Source organism: Brevundimonas naejangsanensis, from assembly GCF_003627995.1.
GTDB classification, from domain to species: domain Bacteria; phylum Pseudomonadota; class Alphaproteobacteria; order Caulobacterales; family Caulobacteraceae; genus Brevundimonas; species Brevundimonas naejangsanensis_B.
In genome coordinates this window covers 79034-91218 of record NZ_CP032707.1, presented here as the reverse complement: position 1 = coordinate 91218, position 12185 = coordinate 79034, and the positions used below count along the sequence as shown (strand labels likewise).

Below are 12185 nucleotides of genomic sequence, written 5' to 3'. Positions count from 1 at the left end.
CCATGACCCGGCGCCTGCACCGCCTCATCGAGACCGAGCTCCTGCCCGCCTTGGACGAGCTGGAGGCCCTGCTGGACGAGGAGACCTGGGCCGCGCCCGAGCGCCTCTCGTCCGACGACTGTTTCGACCACCTGGGCAGCGACTGGCGCGGTCCCGTCCGTCCACATGATCCAGAAGATGAGCAATGATGTCAGATCATCTCGACAAGCCGGCCGTGGAACCGGCCCCGGCCCCCGCAGAATTGGCTGAAGGCCGCTGGCTGTGGCGGCGTCTCTACGTCTATGCGGCCAGCCTGGCGCTGTGGCTGCTGCTGCGCCTGGCGGTGACGCGGGCGGCGGCGTCCGATCTGCCGCGCATCGCCGAGGGGCTGATGGGGCTGATCGCCTTGATGCTGCTGCTGTATCTGGTGGCGCCCAGCGCCCAGCAGGTTCTCAACCTGATGCGCTTGCGCGCGGGCGGGCGGTCATGAGCTTTCGCCTGTCGCAACGCTCGCGCGACCGGCTGAAGGGCGTCCATCCCGATCTGATCGCCGTGGTCGAGACGGCGATCCGCCTGACGCCGGTGGACTTCATGATCACCGAGGGCCTGCGCACGCCGGCGCGTCAGACGGAGTTGGTCCGCGCGGGGGCCAGCCGAACCCTGAACTCGCGCCATCTGACCGGCCATGCTGTCGACGTGGCGGCCTGGGTCGACGGCGGGGTGCGCTGGGACTGGCCGCTCTATCCTCGCATCGCCGAGGCCTTCAAGGCGGCGGCTGCGGCCTCGGACGTGGCCCTGGTCTGGGGCGGCGACTGGCCGCGCCTGCGCGACGGGCCGCACTTCGAACTGGATCGGAGGATCTACCCATGAGCGGCCGTTACTTCCGGGTGCTGACGCCGCTGGGCTGGCTGGCGGTGGTCGGCGCGGCGCTGCTGCTGCTTCTGATCGCCGGGCGGGGGCTGGGCCTGCGCTGGGACCCGCTGCACCTCCAGGCGCGCCGGCTCGAAACCGCCCAGCGCCGGGCCGAGCGAGCCGAGGCCGAGACCTCCGCCCGCGCGCTGGAGGCCGCAGCGCGCGGCCGCCAGATCGAAGGCCTCGACGCCTTTCACCGTCATGCCCAGGCCGTGGAACGGGCGACCGCCACGGCCGAAACCCGAGCGAGGACCGCCGATGACGCCGATACGCCCCTGGACCCTGCTCGCGCTCAGCGCCTGCATGATCATGACCGCGAGCTGTGCCGCCTCGCGCCCGCCGTCGCCGGTTGCGCCGCCCCGGCTGATCCTGCCTGAGGCCGCGGCCAGGCCGTGCGATCTGGCGGTTCTTCCGGAAGGGGCTACGGCGGCCGATCTGGAGGCGGCCTATGCGCGGCGCGGCGGACAGTTGGTCGCCTGCGACGCCGCGCGGCGTCTGGCGGTCGAGACCCTGGCCGCCGAACGCGCCCTGATCGACGCCTGGGCGCGCACCGCCGCCTGAACCGCCAAAGCCCTTCCCCACGATGGGGGAGGGCAAATCCTGCCGACCCGCTCGGCACTTTCTGCCGCCCTTGCCGCCCAGCGGCAGAAAGTGCCGGGTGGCGCGACATGGTTTCCAAAACCTAACGCAGCAAATTCAATGACCTGAGATTTGGTCCCTGGCGGCCTGCCTTGGCCCGCTCCTTGCGACGGGGTCGACCGAGCAGAATGCTCCCGGCAGCCAAAATGGCGTCGGACATCGTCGAAGACAAAGGACAGCCAAAATGGCTAACAGCATCAACACGAACTATGGCGCTCAAATTGCGCTGCAAAACCTGAACGCCACCAACAAGGCGCTCGAAACCACCCAGAACCGCGTCAACACCGGCCAGAAGGTTTCTTCGGCCAAGGACAACGGCGCCATCTGGGCCGTTGCTCAGACGCTGCGCGCCGACATGGGGGCGCTGGACGCCGTCCAGAACTCGATCCAGCGCGGCCGCTCGGTGGTGGACGTCGGCCTGGCCGCCGGCGACACGATCATGGCGGCTCTGAGCGAAATGAAGGCTCTGGCCGTCGCCATCGAAGCCGGCACGGCCGCCGGCGAAGATACTACGGCCTATGAGACGGATATGACGGCGCTGGCCGCGGAAATCACCGCCGCGCACGGCGCAGCAAAGTTCGACGACGTCAACGCTTTCGCCGTCAGCACGGGCGGCGTTCGGACCGGCCTGGATAGCGCCAGCACGGTCGACCTGGGCGTCGCCTATGCGGATCCGGCTCTGACTTCGGCTTCGACCGCCGATGATGTCCAGGCGGCCATCGACGGCTTGGCCACGGTGATGCAAGAGCTGGGCACGCAGTCGAAGACGTTGGATCGTCAGCTGACGTTCAACACCAAGCTGCAAGACGCCATGGAAACCGGCATCGGCAACCTGGTGGACGCCGACCTGGCCAAGGAAAGCGCTCGCCTGACGGCTCTGCAGACCAAGCAGCAGCTGGGCGTGCAGGCGCTGTCGATCGCGAACCAGTCCAGCTCGATGTTGCTGGGTCTGTTCCGCTAAACACGACACGGTTGAAAGGGGGCGGATCGTCAGGTCCGCCCCTGATCCCGCGTCATGACGGGAGGCGCGGCCAGGCCGCGCAATAAGGAAATGGCTGATAATGTCGCAGGACTGTCCAGCGTAACCTTCATCAATCCCGACGCCCACGCCGCCGGCTACGATGTCCAGCAGGCCGCGCGCGCGACGCAGGACGACACCATCGACGCCGGGCGCTATCGCCTGACGATCGAGAAGGAAGCCTCGGGCTTCGTTTACAAGACCCTTGATCGCGTGACCGGCGAGGTCATTCGCCAACTGCCGCGTGAAGAAGTGCTCAAGATGCGGGAAAGCCCCGCCTATGACGTCGGCGAGCTCATCGCCACCAAGGCTTAGTCGAACGTAGCTTTGTCGCCTGGAGCCGCCGGTTGACCGGACGGCGGCTCAGGCCTTTCCGCGCCGTTAACCATACGATCAGGAATCAGCGTCATTACTGCTCGCCAGAATCGAATCTGGGGCGAGAACTGCCATGACCAACAGCGTAATCACGAATGCGCCGGCGCTGATCGCGCTTCAGAACCTGAACGCCACCACACAGAAGCTGGCGGCGACTCAGGGACGAGTGAATACGGGCCTGAAGGTTCAGGGCGCCAAGGACAACGCCGCCACCTGGGCCATCGCCCAGAACCAGCGTTCGGACATGAGCGCGCTGGAATCGGTCAAGACCAGCCTGAATCGCGCGACCTCGGTCGCCGACGTGGCTCTGGCTGCGGGGCAGCAGATCTCTGACATTCTGGTGGAAATCCGTCAGAAGGCGACGGCGGCGGCGGATCCGTCCGCTTCGGCAGCGACGCGCAAGGCGTTCGACGATGAGTTCCAGTCGCTGCTGTTGTCGCTGGAGTCCTTCGCCAAGAATGCGTCCTTTGACGGCGAAAACATTCTTGATGGAAGTTCGGCGGCAGTGCTCGACTTCCTCGCCAACGCCGATGCGTCCGAAACGATCTCGATGAACCGGCAGAATCTGACCTTGGTCGGCCTGGCGCTCGATGGCGGCTTGGATCTGACGAGCCAGACCAACGCTGACACGGCCCTGGCGGCGGTTGAAACGGCGCTGACTACGGCAAACAGCCGTCTGGCCGAACTCGGCGCTCAGGCCAAGCAGATCGAAAAGCACACCATCTTCGTCGGCAAGCTGATGGACTCGCTGGAGACCGGCATCGGCAATCTGGTGGATGCGGACATGGCGCGGGAAAGCGCGCGGTTGCAGGCCTTGCAGGTCCAGCAGCAGTTGGGCGCCCAGGCCCTGTCGATCGCCAACCAGGCACCGCAGATCATCCTGTCCCTGTTCAAGGGCTGAGGGGGCTCCTAGCCGAGGCGGCGGGACGGACCGTGCCCCAGCGACAGCGGCGGCGGTCGACGACGCGCCGGTCGGGGGAACAGGCCGTAGAGGCTCATCAGCCTCATCAACATCCAGCGCACGCGTGACATGGGCGATCTCACCTCGGCTGTAGCGAGGCGGGAACGGCGGCGAACAGCGACGGTTCCGGGCGACTGTTAAACAGTTCGTTACCGTGGCGGGCGAAGGTGGTTCGCGGAGGTTTGGGTGGCGGCGATCAATAACAGCTATCTGCTTGGTCTGTTCGGCGCCGAGGGCGGCGTCGGCGCCTTGCCGTCCGCACGCAAGCCCAAGACCCAGCCCACGGCGCCCTGGAACCTGGCGGCCCAGGAAAAGCCCAGCCAGACCGAGCTTCTCCGCACGGCGCTGAGCGGTCGGAAATTCGTCAACGAGAACAGCGCTGTCCTTGATGTCAAAGGCGCGTCGGCCGGGGACTATCGCAAGATCTTCGCCCTGTATCAGGGCCTGTCCATGCTCGAGGCCATCGTCATGCGGGCGTCGGAGCGGAACCTCACCCGGCTGGAATCCGATCAGTTGGCTCGCCGCTTCACGGTGGGCCTGACCGAGGTGACGGATTTCCTGGCGTCGGCCCAGTTCGAGGGCGTGAACATCGTGCAGGGAACCTCGGCGACGCAGCGCCAGACCACGGCGGCCGTCGCGCGCGACAATCCGAAATATATGACGGGCCCGATTCACGAAGGCGGCCTGGCGGACGAAGTCGCAGCCTTCCAGGGCGACGTGCGCTTCGGCATCTCGGTCAAGACGATCCTGGGAACCCGGACGGTCGACATCGACCTGGCGGAGATGGGGGCGACGCCGCGCACGCTCGACGCTGTGCTGGGGCATATCAACGGCAAACTGGAGGCCGCGGGCGTCGAGACGCGCATTCATCGCCAGCAGATCGAGAGCGAGCCGCGCACCCTTAAGGTGGGCGACAAGACCATCACCCTGCCGGCCGGGCCGACGCGCTGGGGCTTGACGGTCAGCGGAACGTCGATCGAGACGATCAGCTTCGTTCCGGCGGAAAGCCGCGACGCGGTCCAGGTGGTGCAGGGCGCGGGGACCAAGGGCGGGCACGAGGTGCTCAAGTTCGACCCCGACGGCAATCCGGCCGCAGGACCGGGAGAGCGCTTCTGGGTCGAAGGACGCAGCGGCGTCTCCGGCCTGCCCGAAGGCGTCGAAACGGTTCGGGCCAGCGCGGCCGGGCCGGACGGCTCGATGTGGGTCGTCGCCGACGTCAGCGCCGGATCGTCGACCCAGCCCATCAAGGGGCAGGCCGACGTCGTCCTGATGAAGCTGGATTCGGCGGGCAAGGTCGTGGTCAGCCGCGCCTTGGGCGCCGCCTCGACGGCCAGCGGCTACGCCATCGCCGTGGATGCGGACGGGCGCGTGGCGGTGGCGGGTTCGGTGGTCGGCGGGCTGGCGCCAGGCGAAACCGGCGTCTCGACGACGCTGGCGGACAGCTTCGTCACGGTCTTCGACGCCGACGGCCGCGAGCAGTGGACCCATAGGCGCGGGGCCAAGGCCGAGGACGAGGCCACGGCCGTTTCTTTCGACGCTGACGGGCGCGTCTATGTGGCGGGGCGGGCCAAGTCGGCCATGCCGGGCGCCTCGGTTGTGGGCGGCTGGGACGGCTACGTGCAGGCCTTCAGCGAGAGCCAGGTTCACAGCCTGGCCCCGATCAAGGCGACGGCGACGGGATCGACCCAGTTCGGCACGGCCGGCGACGACAACGTCCAGGCCATGACCGTCGACGGCGACAACCTCTATACGGCGGGGGTCGAGAACGGCGCCTTCGTCATCCGCCATTTTCGCATTGGTCCCAGCGGCGCGCCCGAACTCCTGGCCACGCGCGATCTCGGGGCGGCCCGGGGCGGAGAGATCGCCGGCCTGGCGGTGGCCAACGGGCGGTTGATCGTCTCGGGCGCCACGCGGAACGGCGGCCTGGACGCGGGCCAGGTAAACAACGCCCATGCGGGCGGCATGGACGCCTTCGTCGCCGCCCTGTCGACTGACCTCACCGCTTCCGGCGCTGATCGGCTGACCTATTACGGCGGGGCGGGGGACGACAGCGCCGCCGACGTCAAGGTGCACGACGGCAAGGTCTGGCTGACCGGCGTCTCGGATCGCGCCCTGGGCGCCAAGGAGGATGTTCCGTCGCGTGGCTATCTGGCGCGACTGGATCCCCTGACCGGTCAGGTCGAATGGAGCCAGACCTGGGCGGCGGCGGATAATCAGGCCAAGCCGCTGGCCCTGACGGTGTCGTCCGGCGGCGCCAGCGTCCTGGACCGGCTGGGTCTGCCCCAGGGCGAGATCGACCAGAAGGATTCCAAGGCCCTGGTGGACGCCACCGCCTTGCGCGCGGGCGATCGCTTCTATGTGCAGAACCCCGCGACGGGGCGCCAGACGGCCGTGACCATCGAGGCCAAGGACACCCTGCAAACCCTGGCGCGCAAGATCGAACTGGCATCCGGGCGCCAGCTCAAGGTGACGATCAAGACCGACCGGGACTATGTCACCGGCATGGACGGCGACACCCGCGTGACCAGCGGCGGGGTCCAGCGCCTGTCGATCACCGGCGCCGACGGGCGGGGCGGGGCGGTGCTGATTCCCGGCGAGGCGGGCCGCGATGCTCTGGCGGGGCTGGGCCTGTCAGCCGGCTTCATCGGCAAGACGGCGGACGAGAAGAAGACCTTCGGCGTGAACCTGCCGGCCACGCTCAACCTGTCGAGCGCCGAGGGCATCGCCAAGGCCAAGGATCAGCTCGTGCTGGCGATCAAGGCCATGCGCGACGCCTATCGCGCCCTGTCGCCCGAGGCGTCCAAGCCGCCCGTCACCGGCAAGGCGCCCGCCTATCTTAAGGCTCAGTTGGCCAACTATCAGGCGGCTTTGGCGCGACTCACAGGCTAAGCTGGGGCGGACGGCGCTTTCGGTTGACGGCCGTGGGGCGGACGGGGTTAGTGGGGCCTTCGTTAGCGTTGAGAGCTGCATGGCCCTTTCCAAAGACAATCGCACGGTCCTCATCGTCGGCGCCGGCCTGGCCGTCGTCGGCGCGGTGGCGGCCGCCCTGGTCTTCAGCGGCGGGCGCGGCGGTCCGGTCGAGGCGCCGCCGGCGTCCAAAGGCGGGCTGACCATCGATGTGGCCGAGGCGCCGACGCTGGAGCCGACGCGTGAGTTGCGCTGCTTCGTTGATGGCCAGTTCGTCGGCCTAGCCACCCTGGCCGACTGCGCCAGACGCAACGGCGTGGCCACCAGCGCCCTGGATGTGGGGCTGGATTCGACGGGCGCCCTGGCGGCGGCTCCGACGGCCTCCTTCGCTCCTCCGCCCGAGGCCCCCGCCGTCGCCATGGTCGAAGTCGCCCCCGCCGGCCAGCCGAGCCCGGCCGAGGCCCCGCGTCCCGCGCCCGCCGCCTCCGGCTCGGCCTGCCTGCGTCACACGGGATCGGAATGGCGCCAGGTGTCTGGCGGCATGAGCCTTGGGGCTTGCGTCCAGGCGCTCTACGCTGGCACCTGCGTGCGGCCGGGCGACGCCCTTTATGGCCGCTGGGGCGACACCACCCTGCGCCTGGTGCCGCGTCGCGTGGAGCAGTCCACCGACAACAGCCGCTTCCGCACCCTGGCCCAACAGGACCGCAACTGTCAGTTCCCGGAGCTGTGACGACGATGCGTTTCCCCATCATTGGACTGGTCGCCGTGCTCGGCGCGACGGGGTTGGCCGCCTGCAACAGCCAGCAGGTCAAGGCGCCTCTGGACGAGGGCGTCTGCTATCACGCGGGCGAGATCGCCAGCGGCAAGCCCCTGTTCAACGTGGTGGCCCGCGACCAGCCGCAGATCGAGTTCTGCGCTGCACGGCTCGAAGAGATGCGCCTGCGCTTTCTCGGCCTGGGGGGCAGCAAGAGCGAGGTGGTCGGCGCCTATCAGGGGCAGTTCATCTTCGTTGATCGCGAAGGTGTTCAGTTCGGCAAGAGCCTGACAGGCCAGCGCTATTTCGCCCTGGCGCGCACCGGCGACGGCCGTCTGGCCATTCCGGGCGCCATCCAGCGGGAAATCGACGGGCGCCCCGTCGCCGTGGCGCCCAACTAAATCCGCCTCCCTTTGTGGAGCGAACAAAACTGGAACATTTCGTCGGTCTCGGTTAAGGGACGGACGACAAGACAAATAAAAGGACATCGGTCATGGCGGGCAGCGTCAACAAGGTCATTCTGGTCGGCAATCTGGGGCGGGACCCGGAAATCCGCTCGTTGAACAACGGCGACCGCGTCGCCAACCTGCGCATCGCCACCTCGGAGACGTGGCGCGACAAGGCGACGGGCGAGCGCAAGGAAAAGACCGAGTGGCACTCGGTGGTCATCTTCAACGACAACATCGTCAAGGTGGCCGAGAACTATCTGAAGAAGGGCTCGACCGTTTACGTCGAAGGCGCGCTGCAGACGCGCAAGTGGACCGATCAGCAGGGCGTCGAGAAATACACGACCGAGATCGTCATCCAGCGCTTCAACGGCCAGTTGACCATGCTGGGCGGCCGCGGCGACAGCCAGGGCGGCGGCATGGGCGGCGGTGACCGCGGCGGCCGCGACGACGACTACTCCTCGGGCTTCTCGACCGGCGGCGCCAACAAGCCCTCGGGCCCGAAGGAAAGCTACGACCTGAACGACGACATTCCGTTCTAAGTTCGACGCGAACGAGCGCGGCGTGGGGCAGGGGGCCTACAGCTATCGCGACGACCCGGCCGTGCCGTCCTTTGCGGACGACCGGCCGCTGGTCCTGTTCGACGGCGACTGCGCCCTGTGCTCCCACTCCGCGCGCACCCTGCTGAAGCACGGGCCGAGGTTCCGTCTGGCGCCGACGCAGTCGGAACTGGGTCGGGCCCTGCTGCGGCACTACGGCCTGTCGCCTGACGATCCCTCGACCATGCTGGTGATCGAGAATGGGCGCGCCATCGGCCGCTCGGACGGGGTGCTGCATCTGGCCGCGACCCTGCCGTTTCCCTATCGCCTGGCGACGGCGGGACGCCTGGTTCCGCGGCCGCTGCGGGACGCCCTCTATGATTGGGTCGCACGTCATCGACGGCGCTTTCCGGGCCAGGCCTGGTGCGCCCTGCCGCCCGACGGCGTGGACATGACGGACCGGGTGCTGGGGTGATGCGGCGATCATGAGCGGACGGGTTCTGGTCCTGGGGGCCAACGGCTTCATCGGATCGCATCTGGCGGCGGCCCTGTCGGTCGCGGGCTGGACGGTTCGGGCTGGGGCGCGGAGGCCGTTCGAGGCCGCGCGCCGGGCGCCCGCCTTCGACTGGGTCAAGGCTGACTTCGCCCGCCTGACGACGCCGGAAGCGTGGGCGCCGCTGCTGAACGGCGTCGACGCCGTGGTGAACTGCGTCGGTGTGCTGCAGGATGGCGCCGGGGACAGCACGTCGCTGGCTCACGTCGTGGGGCCGCGCGCCCTGATCCAGGCGTGCGAGCGGGCGGGCGTGCGCCGCCTGATCCATATTTCCGCCGTGGGCGCCGACGAGGCGGCGGGCACGGCCTACGCCCGCACCAAGGCCGAGACCGAGCGGCTGGTCCGCGCCGCCGACCTGCACTGGCTGATCCTGCGTCCTTCGCTGGTAGTGGACCGGGCGGCGTTCGGCGGGACCGGCCTGATCCGGGCGCTGGCGGCCTTTCCGCTGTTCAGTCCGGTGGTGGGCGGCGATCAGGTGTTCCGTCCTGTCGCCCTGGCCGATCTGGGCGAGGCGGTTGTGGCCGCCCTGAAGCCGGGCGCGCCGGTGCGGGAAACCTTCGACATGCCGGGGCCGGAGGCGGTCAGCATGGCACGGGGGCGGGCATCGCCTTCTTCATGCTGCGCGCCCACATGAGCCGCAACATCGCGACCATTGCGGCGGTGGGCAAGATGGTGGTGCTGGCCGACTTCGTCTTCACGGCGACAGCCGTGGTGGTCCAGCCGATCAGCGGCCTGGGCCTGATCCACCTGCAGGGTTACGCCCTGACCGAGCCGTGGCTGCTGGCGGCCTACGCCCTCTATGTGCTGATCGGCGCCTGCTGGCTGACGGTGGTGTGATGCAGATGAAGATGACGCGCCTGGCCCAGGCGGCGGCGGATGCGGGCGAGGCGCTGCCGCCCGCCTATCACCGCCTGTTCCGGGGCTAGTTCGTCCTGGGCTGGCCCGCCTTCGCCGGGGTCATCGCCATCTACTGGCTGATGGTGGCCAAGCCCGTCTTCTAGCGGGCGAAGCGGCCCTTCGCGGCGGCGTTGCTCAGGGCCTGGCGGACGGCGGCGGTCAGTTCGTCCATGGCCTGCACCTGGCGCACGCCATAGACGCGGGCGGTGATGTCGACATTGCCCTTGCGCCAGAAGCCCTCGGGCGCCAGCACGATCAGCTTTCCGCCGCGTGCGTGCAGGCCCATTTCCAACAGGCTGATCGGGCTCTGCGTGCCGGGCGCGAAATACATGACGATGACGTCGGCGCTTTCCAGCGCAGCCAGCTCCCACTCGACCTGGCGGCGGAACTCGGGCTCGTCGGCCTCGGGACGCCAGGCGGGGTTCCAGTCCGGACGGCGCGGATTCAGGATGGTGACGTCCATGTCGCCCAGCGCCGCCGTCAGCGCCGCCTGCCAGTCGGGCGCGCCGCCCATGTCGATGCTGCCGCCCAGGAAGACTCGCGGCCGGGCGCTGTCGATCGGCAGGGGCTGGGGCGAGACCACGACCGTCGGCCCTGCGGCGGCGGGTCCGACGACAGCGAGGCCGGGGGCCAGGGCGGCCAGGGCGAACAGGACGGCGGACATCTTCATGGCGGGGCTCCGTGCGGCGGCGGGCGTTCTATAGCCGTTTCGGCATGGCGGGGCAGGGGCCGTGTCAGGGTAACCTGTGGTCATGCTTCGTGAGAGGCCAATCGTCGCGCCTTGTGGCAAGCATTGGGGCGTGTCCAGATCCTCGCAATCGCTGACGCCGCTCGAAATCGCCGCCATTGTGGCCGTGTTGGTCATCTGGGGCGTGAACAACGCCGCCGCCAAGGTCGCGACCGAAATCTTGCCGCCGCTGATGACGGGGGCGCTGCGCTTCGCCATCGCCGCCGCCTGCCTGGTCTGGTTCGTGCGGCCGCCGTTTCCGAACTGGAAGAGCCTGCTGATCATCGCCCTGGTGGGCGGTCCGATCCACTACGGCCTGATCTATCTGGCCTTCTGGCTGGCCCATGACGTCAGTCCGGTGACGGTCTCGACCCAGCTGTGGATTCCGCTGACGTCGCTGTTCGCATTCCTCATGCTGGGCGAGCGGCTGTCGAAGGGGGCGGTGGCCGGCCTGGTCATCGCCTTCCTGGGCGTCGCGTGGATGACGCTGGACGCTCATGCCTTGCAGGACTGGAAGGCCATCCTGGTGGGAGCGACGGGGGCTTCGGCCTGGGCCCTGGTGACGGTGATCGCGCGACGGACGACCTCCATCCCGCCGCTGAAGATGCAGGGGCTTCTGGCTCTGATGGCCCTGCCGGTCCTGACCCTGGGGTCGGCCGTGTTCGAGACGGGGCAGTGGGAGGCAGCCAAGGCGGCGACGCCTCTGGTCTGGGGCACGCTGGTCTGGGCGGGGCTGATTTCTTCGGTGTTCGCGACCAGCCTGGTCTTCTGGTTGGTGCAGCGGCGCGAGGCCGGGCGGGTGACGCCCTATCTGCTGGGCTCGCCGGTGGTGTCGATCCTGATCGGCGGCCTGTTCATGGGCGACGTGCTGACGCCGCAAATCCTGAGCGGCGTGGCCATCGCAATGGCCGGGGTGGCGACGGTGGCCCTGGCGGAGCGCGGCTTGCGCGCGGGCGCCGCCAAGGCCTGATCCTTCAATCGCTTACGGCGCCTTGATCACAGCGCAGGCCACGCGCTCACCGGCGCCGCCGATCGGCTGGCTGGAGTGGTCGTCGGCGTTGGCGTGGATCACCAGGGCCGAGCCGTCGGCGTCCAGCAGCCACTGGCCGGGGCCGTTCTGGGACAGACGGGCGTGGCTGGTGAAGACCTCGGCGTGTACGGCTCCGGTAGCGTCGGCGAAGACGTTCGGCAGGTCGCCGTCATCCGGCCCTTCGGCGTTCAGCAGGCCGTGGGGCTTCTTGGGATCGCCGTGGTTGATGTGGGCCCCGGCCGAGGTGAAAGGCGACTCGCATTGGCCCGTGGCGTGGATGTGGATGCCGTGCCAGCCGGGCGTCAGGCCCGAGGCCTCGACCTTGATCAGCAGGCCAGTCGAGCCTTGCGTCAGGGTCGCCTGACCGATGGCGGCGCCCTGGCCGTTGATGATGGCGGCCTGGGTCGTCTGGCCCGGCGTGGCGCGCATCATGGCCATGTGGGCGGCG

18 protein-coding genes are annotated in these 12185 nt (G+C 68.7%); 15 read left to right on the top strand and 3 right to left on the bottom strand.

The window, feature by feature from the left end; translation table 11 throughout:
• Nucleotides 1-2 precede the first annotated feature (2 nt).
• The 7 genes from D8I30_RS00485 (at nt 3) to D8I30_RS00450 (ending at nt 3824) form a co-directional block, all read left to right on the top strand.
• Nucleotides 3-188, top strand: coding sequence for a hypothetical protein (locus tag D8I30_RS00485; RefSeq protein ID WP_121483327.1), 186 nt, complete (start codon nt 3-5; stop codon nt 186-188).
• Nucleotides 188-469 (top strand): hypothetical protein, encoded by a 282-nt coding sequence (locus tag D8I30_RS00480; protein ID WP_240387267.1) that lies wholly within the window; start codon nt 188-190, stop codon nt 467-469. The genes D8I30_RS00485 and D8I30_RS00480 overlap by 1 nt, the downstream gene beginning before the upstream one ends.
• Entirely contained in the window at nt 466-849 is a 384-nt protein-coding gene (locus D8I30_RS00475; RefSeq protein WP_121480981.1) for a M15 family metallopeptidase, read from the top strand. Before D8I30_RS00480 ends, D8I30_RS00475 begins: the two co-directional genes overlap by 4 nt.
• Nucleotides 846-1268: a hypothetical protein gene (locus tag D8I30_RS00470; protein ID WP_121480980.1), complete on the top strand. Its 423-nt coding sequence runs from the start codon at nt 846-848 to the stop codon at nt 1266-1268. Before D8I30_RS00475 ends, D8I30_RS00470 begins: the two co-directional genes overlap by 4 nt.
• Nucleotides 1269-1714: 446 nt before the next feature.
• Entirely contained in the window at nt 1715-2491 is a 777-nt protein-coding gene (locus tag D8I30_RS00460) for a flagellin (RefSeq protein WP_121480979.1), read from the top strand.
• A 90-nt stretch (nt 2492-2581) separates the two neighbouring features.
• Nucleotides 2582-2863, top strand: coding sequence for a flagellar protein FlaG (locus D8I30_RS00455; protein WP_121480978.1), 282 nt, complete (start codon nt 2582-2584; stop codon nt 2861-2863).
• A gap of 133 nt (nt 2864-2996) precedes the next feature.
• Complete coding sequence (locus D8I30_RS00450) at nt 2997-3824, top strand: flagellin (RefSeq protein WP_121480977.1); 828 nt, start codon at nt 2997-2999, stop codon at nt 3822-3824.
• An 8-nt stretch (nt 3825-3832) separates the two neighbouring features.
• On the opposite strand, the gene D8I30_RS14900 is transcribed toward D8I30_RS00450, so the two are convergent.
• Nucleotides 3833-3955 (bottom strand): hypothetical protein, encoded by a 123-nt coding sequence (locus D8I30_RS14900; RefSeq protein WP_276118713.1) that lies wholly within the window; start codon nt 3953-3955, stop codon nt 3833-3835.
• A 115-nt stretch (nt 3956-4070) separates the two neighbouring features.
• On the opposite strand from D8I30_RS14900, the gene D8I30_RS00445 reads away from it, so the two are divergent.
• The 7 genes from D8I30_RS00445 (at nt 4071) to D8I30_RS14600 (ending at nt 9920) form a co-directional block, all read left to right on the top strand.
• Nucleotides 4071-6773, top strand: a complete 2703-nt coding sequence (locus D8I30_RS00445) for a transcriptional regulator (RefSeq protein ID WP_121480976.1) — start codon at nt 4071-4073, stop codon at nt 6771-6773.
• Nucleotides 6774-6852: 79 nt separating this feature from the next.
• A complete protein-coding gene (locus D8I30_RS00440; protein ID WP_121480975.1) occupies nt 6853-7521 on the top strand; it encodes a hypothetical protein in 669 nt (222 codons plus the stop codon).
• A 5-nt stretch (nt 7522-7526) separates the two neighbouring features.
• Nucleotides 7527-7946 carry a hypothetical protein gene (locus D8I30_RS00435; protein WP_121480974.1) on the top strand — a complete coding sequence of 140 codons (420 nt, stop codon included), beginning with the start codon at nt 7527-7529 and terminating at the stop codon, nt 7944-7946.
• Between the two features lie 92 nt (nt 7947-8038).
• Nucleotides 8039-8533, top strand: a complete 495-nt coding sequence (gene ssb / locus D8I30_RS00430) for a single-stranded DNA-binding protein (RefSeq protein ID WP_121480973.1) — start codon at nt 8039-8041, stop codon at nt 8531-8533.
• A gap of 22 nt (nt 8534-8555) precedes the next feature.
• The gene (locus tag D8I30_RS00425; RefSeq protein WP_121480972.1) at nt 8556-9005 is read left to right on the top strand and encodes a thiol-disulfide oxidoreductase DCC family protein; all 450 of its coding nucleotides are present in this window, start codon (nt 8556-8558) and stop codon (nt 9003-9005) included.
• A gap of 10 nt (nt 9006-9015) precedes the next feature.
• On the top strand, nt 9016-9717 hold the full coding sequence (locus D8I30_RS00420) for an NAD(P)H-binding protein (RefSeq protein WP_205570729.1): 702 nt from the start codon (nt 9016-9018) through the stop codon (nt 9715-9717).
• Nucleotides 9714-9920 carry a DUF2269 family protein gene (locus D8I30_RS14600; protein ID WP_240387266.1) on the top strand — a complete coding sequence of 69 codons (207 nt, stop codon included), beginning with the start codon at nt 9714-9716 and terminating at the stop codon, nt 9918-9920. The genes D8I30_RS00420 and D8I30_RS14600 overlap by 4 nt, the downstream gene beginning before the upstream one ends.
• A 160-nt stretch (nt 9921-10080) precedes the next feature.
• Here the strand turns inward: D8I30_RS14600 and D8I30_RS00410 are convergent, their stop codons facing one another.
• Nucleotides 10081-10650 carry a nucleoside 2-deoxyribosyltransferase domain-containing protein gene (locus tag D8I30_RS00410; RefSeq protein WP_121480971.1) on the bottom strand — a complete coding sequence of 190 codons (570 nt, stop codon included), beginning with the start codon at nt 10648-10650 and terminating at the stop codon, nt 10081-10083.
• 82 nt (nt 10651-10732) lie between these two features.
• On the opposite strand from D8I30_RS00410, the gene D8I30_RS00405 reads away from it, so the two are divergent.
• Nucleotides 10733-11677 carry a DMT family transporter gene (locus tag D8I30_RS00405; RefSeq protein WP_121480970.1) on the top strand — a complete coding sequence of 315 codons (945 nt, stop codon included), beginning with the start codon at nt 10733-10735 and terminating at the stop codon, nt 11675-11677.
• Nucleotides 11678-11689: 12 nt separating this feature from the next.
• Here D8I30_RS00405 and D8I30_RS00400 read toward each other — a convergent pair whose 3' ends face one another.
• Nucleotides 11690-12175 carry a superoxide dismutase family protein gene (locus D8I30_RS00400; RefSeq protein ID WP_430805162.1) on the bottom strand — a complete coding sequence of 162 codons (486 nt, stop codon included), beginning with the start codon at nt 12173-12175 and terminating at the stop codon, nt 11690-11692.
• Nucleotides 12176-12185: the final 10 nt, after the last annotated feature.

Excerpts from the sequence above, each read along its gene's own strand:
- D8I30_RS00485 (WP_121483327.1), top strand. The coding sequence starts at position 3 with ATGACCCGGCGCCTGCACCGCCTCATCGAGACCGAGCTCCTGCCCGCC.
- D8I30_RS00480 (WP_240387267.1), top strand. The coding sequence starts at position 188 with ATGTCAGATCATCTCGACAAGCCGGCCGTGGAACCGGCCCCGGCCCCC.
- D8I30_RS00475 (WP_121480981.1), top strand. The coding sequence starts at position 466 with ATGAGCTTTCGCCTGTCGCAACGCTCGCGCGACCGGCTGAAGGGCGTC.
- D8I30_RS00470 (WP_121480980.1), top strand. The coding sequence starts at position 846 with ATGAGCGGCCGTTACTTCCGGGTGCTGACGCCGCTGGGCTGGCTGGCG.
- D8I30_RS00460 (WP_121480979.1), top strand. The coding sequence starts at position 1,715 with ATGGCTAACAGCATCAACACGAACTATGGCGCTCAAATTGCGCTGCAA.
- D8I30_RS00455 (WP_121480978.1), top strand. The coding sequence starts at position 2,582 with ATGGCTGATAATGTCGCAGGACTGTCCAGCGTAACCTTCATCAATCCC.
- D8I30_RS00450 (WP_121480977.1), top strand. The coding sequence starts at position 2,997 with ATGACCAACAGCGTAATCACGAATGCGCCGGCGCTGATCGCGCTTCAG.
- D8I30_RS14900 (WP_276118713.1), bottom strand. The coding sequence starts at position 3,955 with ATGTCACGCGTGCGCTGGATGTTGATGAGGCTGATGAGCCTCTACGGC.
- D8I30_RS00440 (WP_121480975.1), top strand. The coding sequence starts at position 6,853 with ATGGCCCTTTCCAAAGACAATCGCACGGTCCTCATCGTCGGCGCCGGC.
- D8I30_RS00435 (WP_121480974.1), top strand. The coding sequence starts at position 7,527 with ATGCGTTTCCCCATCATTGGACTGGTCGCCGTGCTCGGCGCGACGGGG.
- ssb (WP_121480973.1), top strand. The coding sequence starts at position 8,039 with ATGGCGGGCAGCGTCAACAAGGTCATTCTGGTCGGCAATCTGGGGCGG.
- D8I30_RS00420 (WP_205570729.1), top strand. The coding sequence starts at position 9,016 with ATGAGCGGACGGGTTCTGGTCCTGGGGGCCAACGGCTTCATCGGATCG.
- D8I30_RS14600 (WP_240387266.1), top strand. The coding sequence starts at position 9,714 with ATGAGCCGCAACATCGCGACCATTGCGGCGGTGGGCAAGATGGTGGTG.
- D8I30_RS00410 (WP_121480971.1), bottom strand. The coding sequence starts at position 10,650 with ATGAAGATGTCCGCCGTCCTGTTCGCCCTGGCCGCCCTGGCCCCCGGC.
- D8I30_RS00405 (WP_121480970.1), top strand. The coding sequence starts at position 10,733 with ATGCTTCGTGAGAGGCCAATCGTCGCGCCTTGTGGCAAGCATTGGGGC.
- D8I30_RS00400 (WP_430805162.1), bottom strand. The coding sequence starts at position 12,175 with ATGGCCATGATGCGCGCCACGCCGGGCCAGACGACCCAGGCCGCCATC.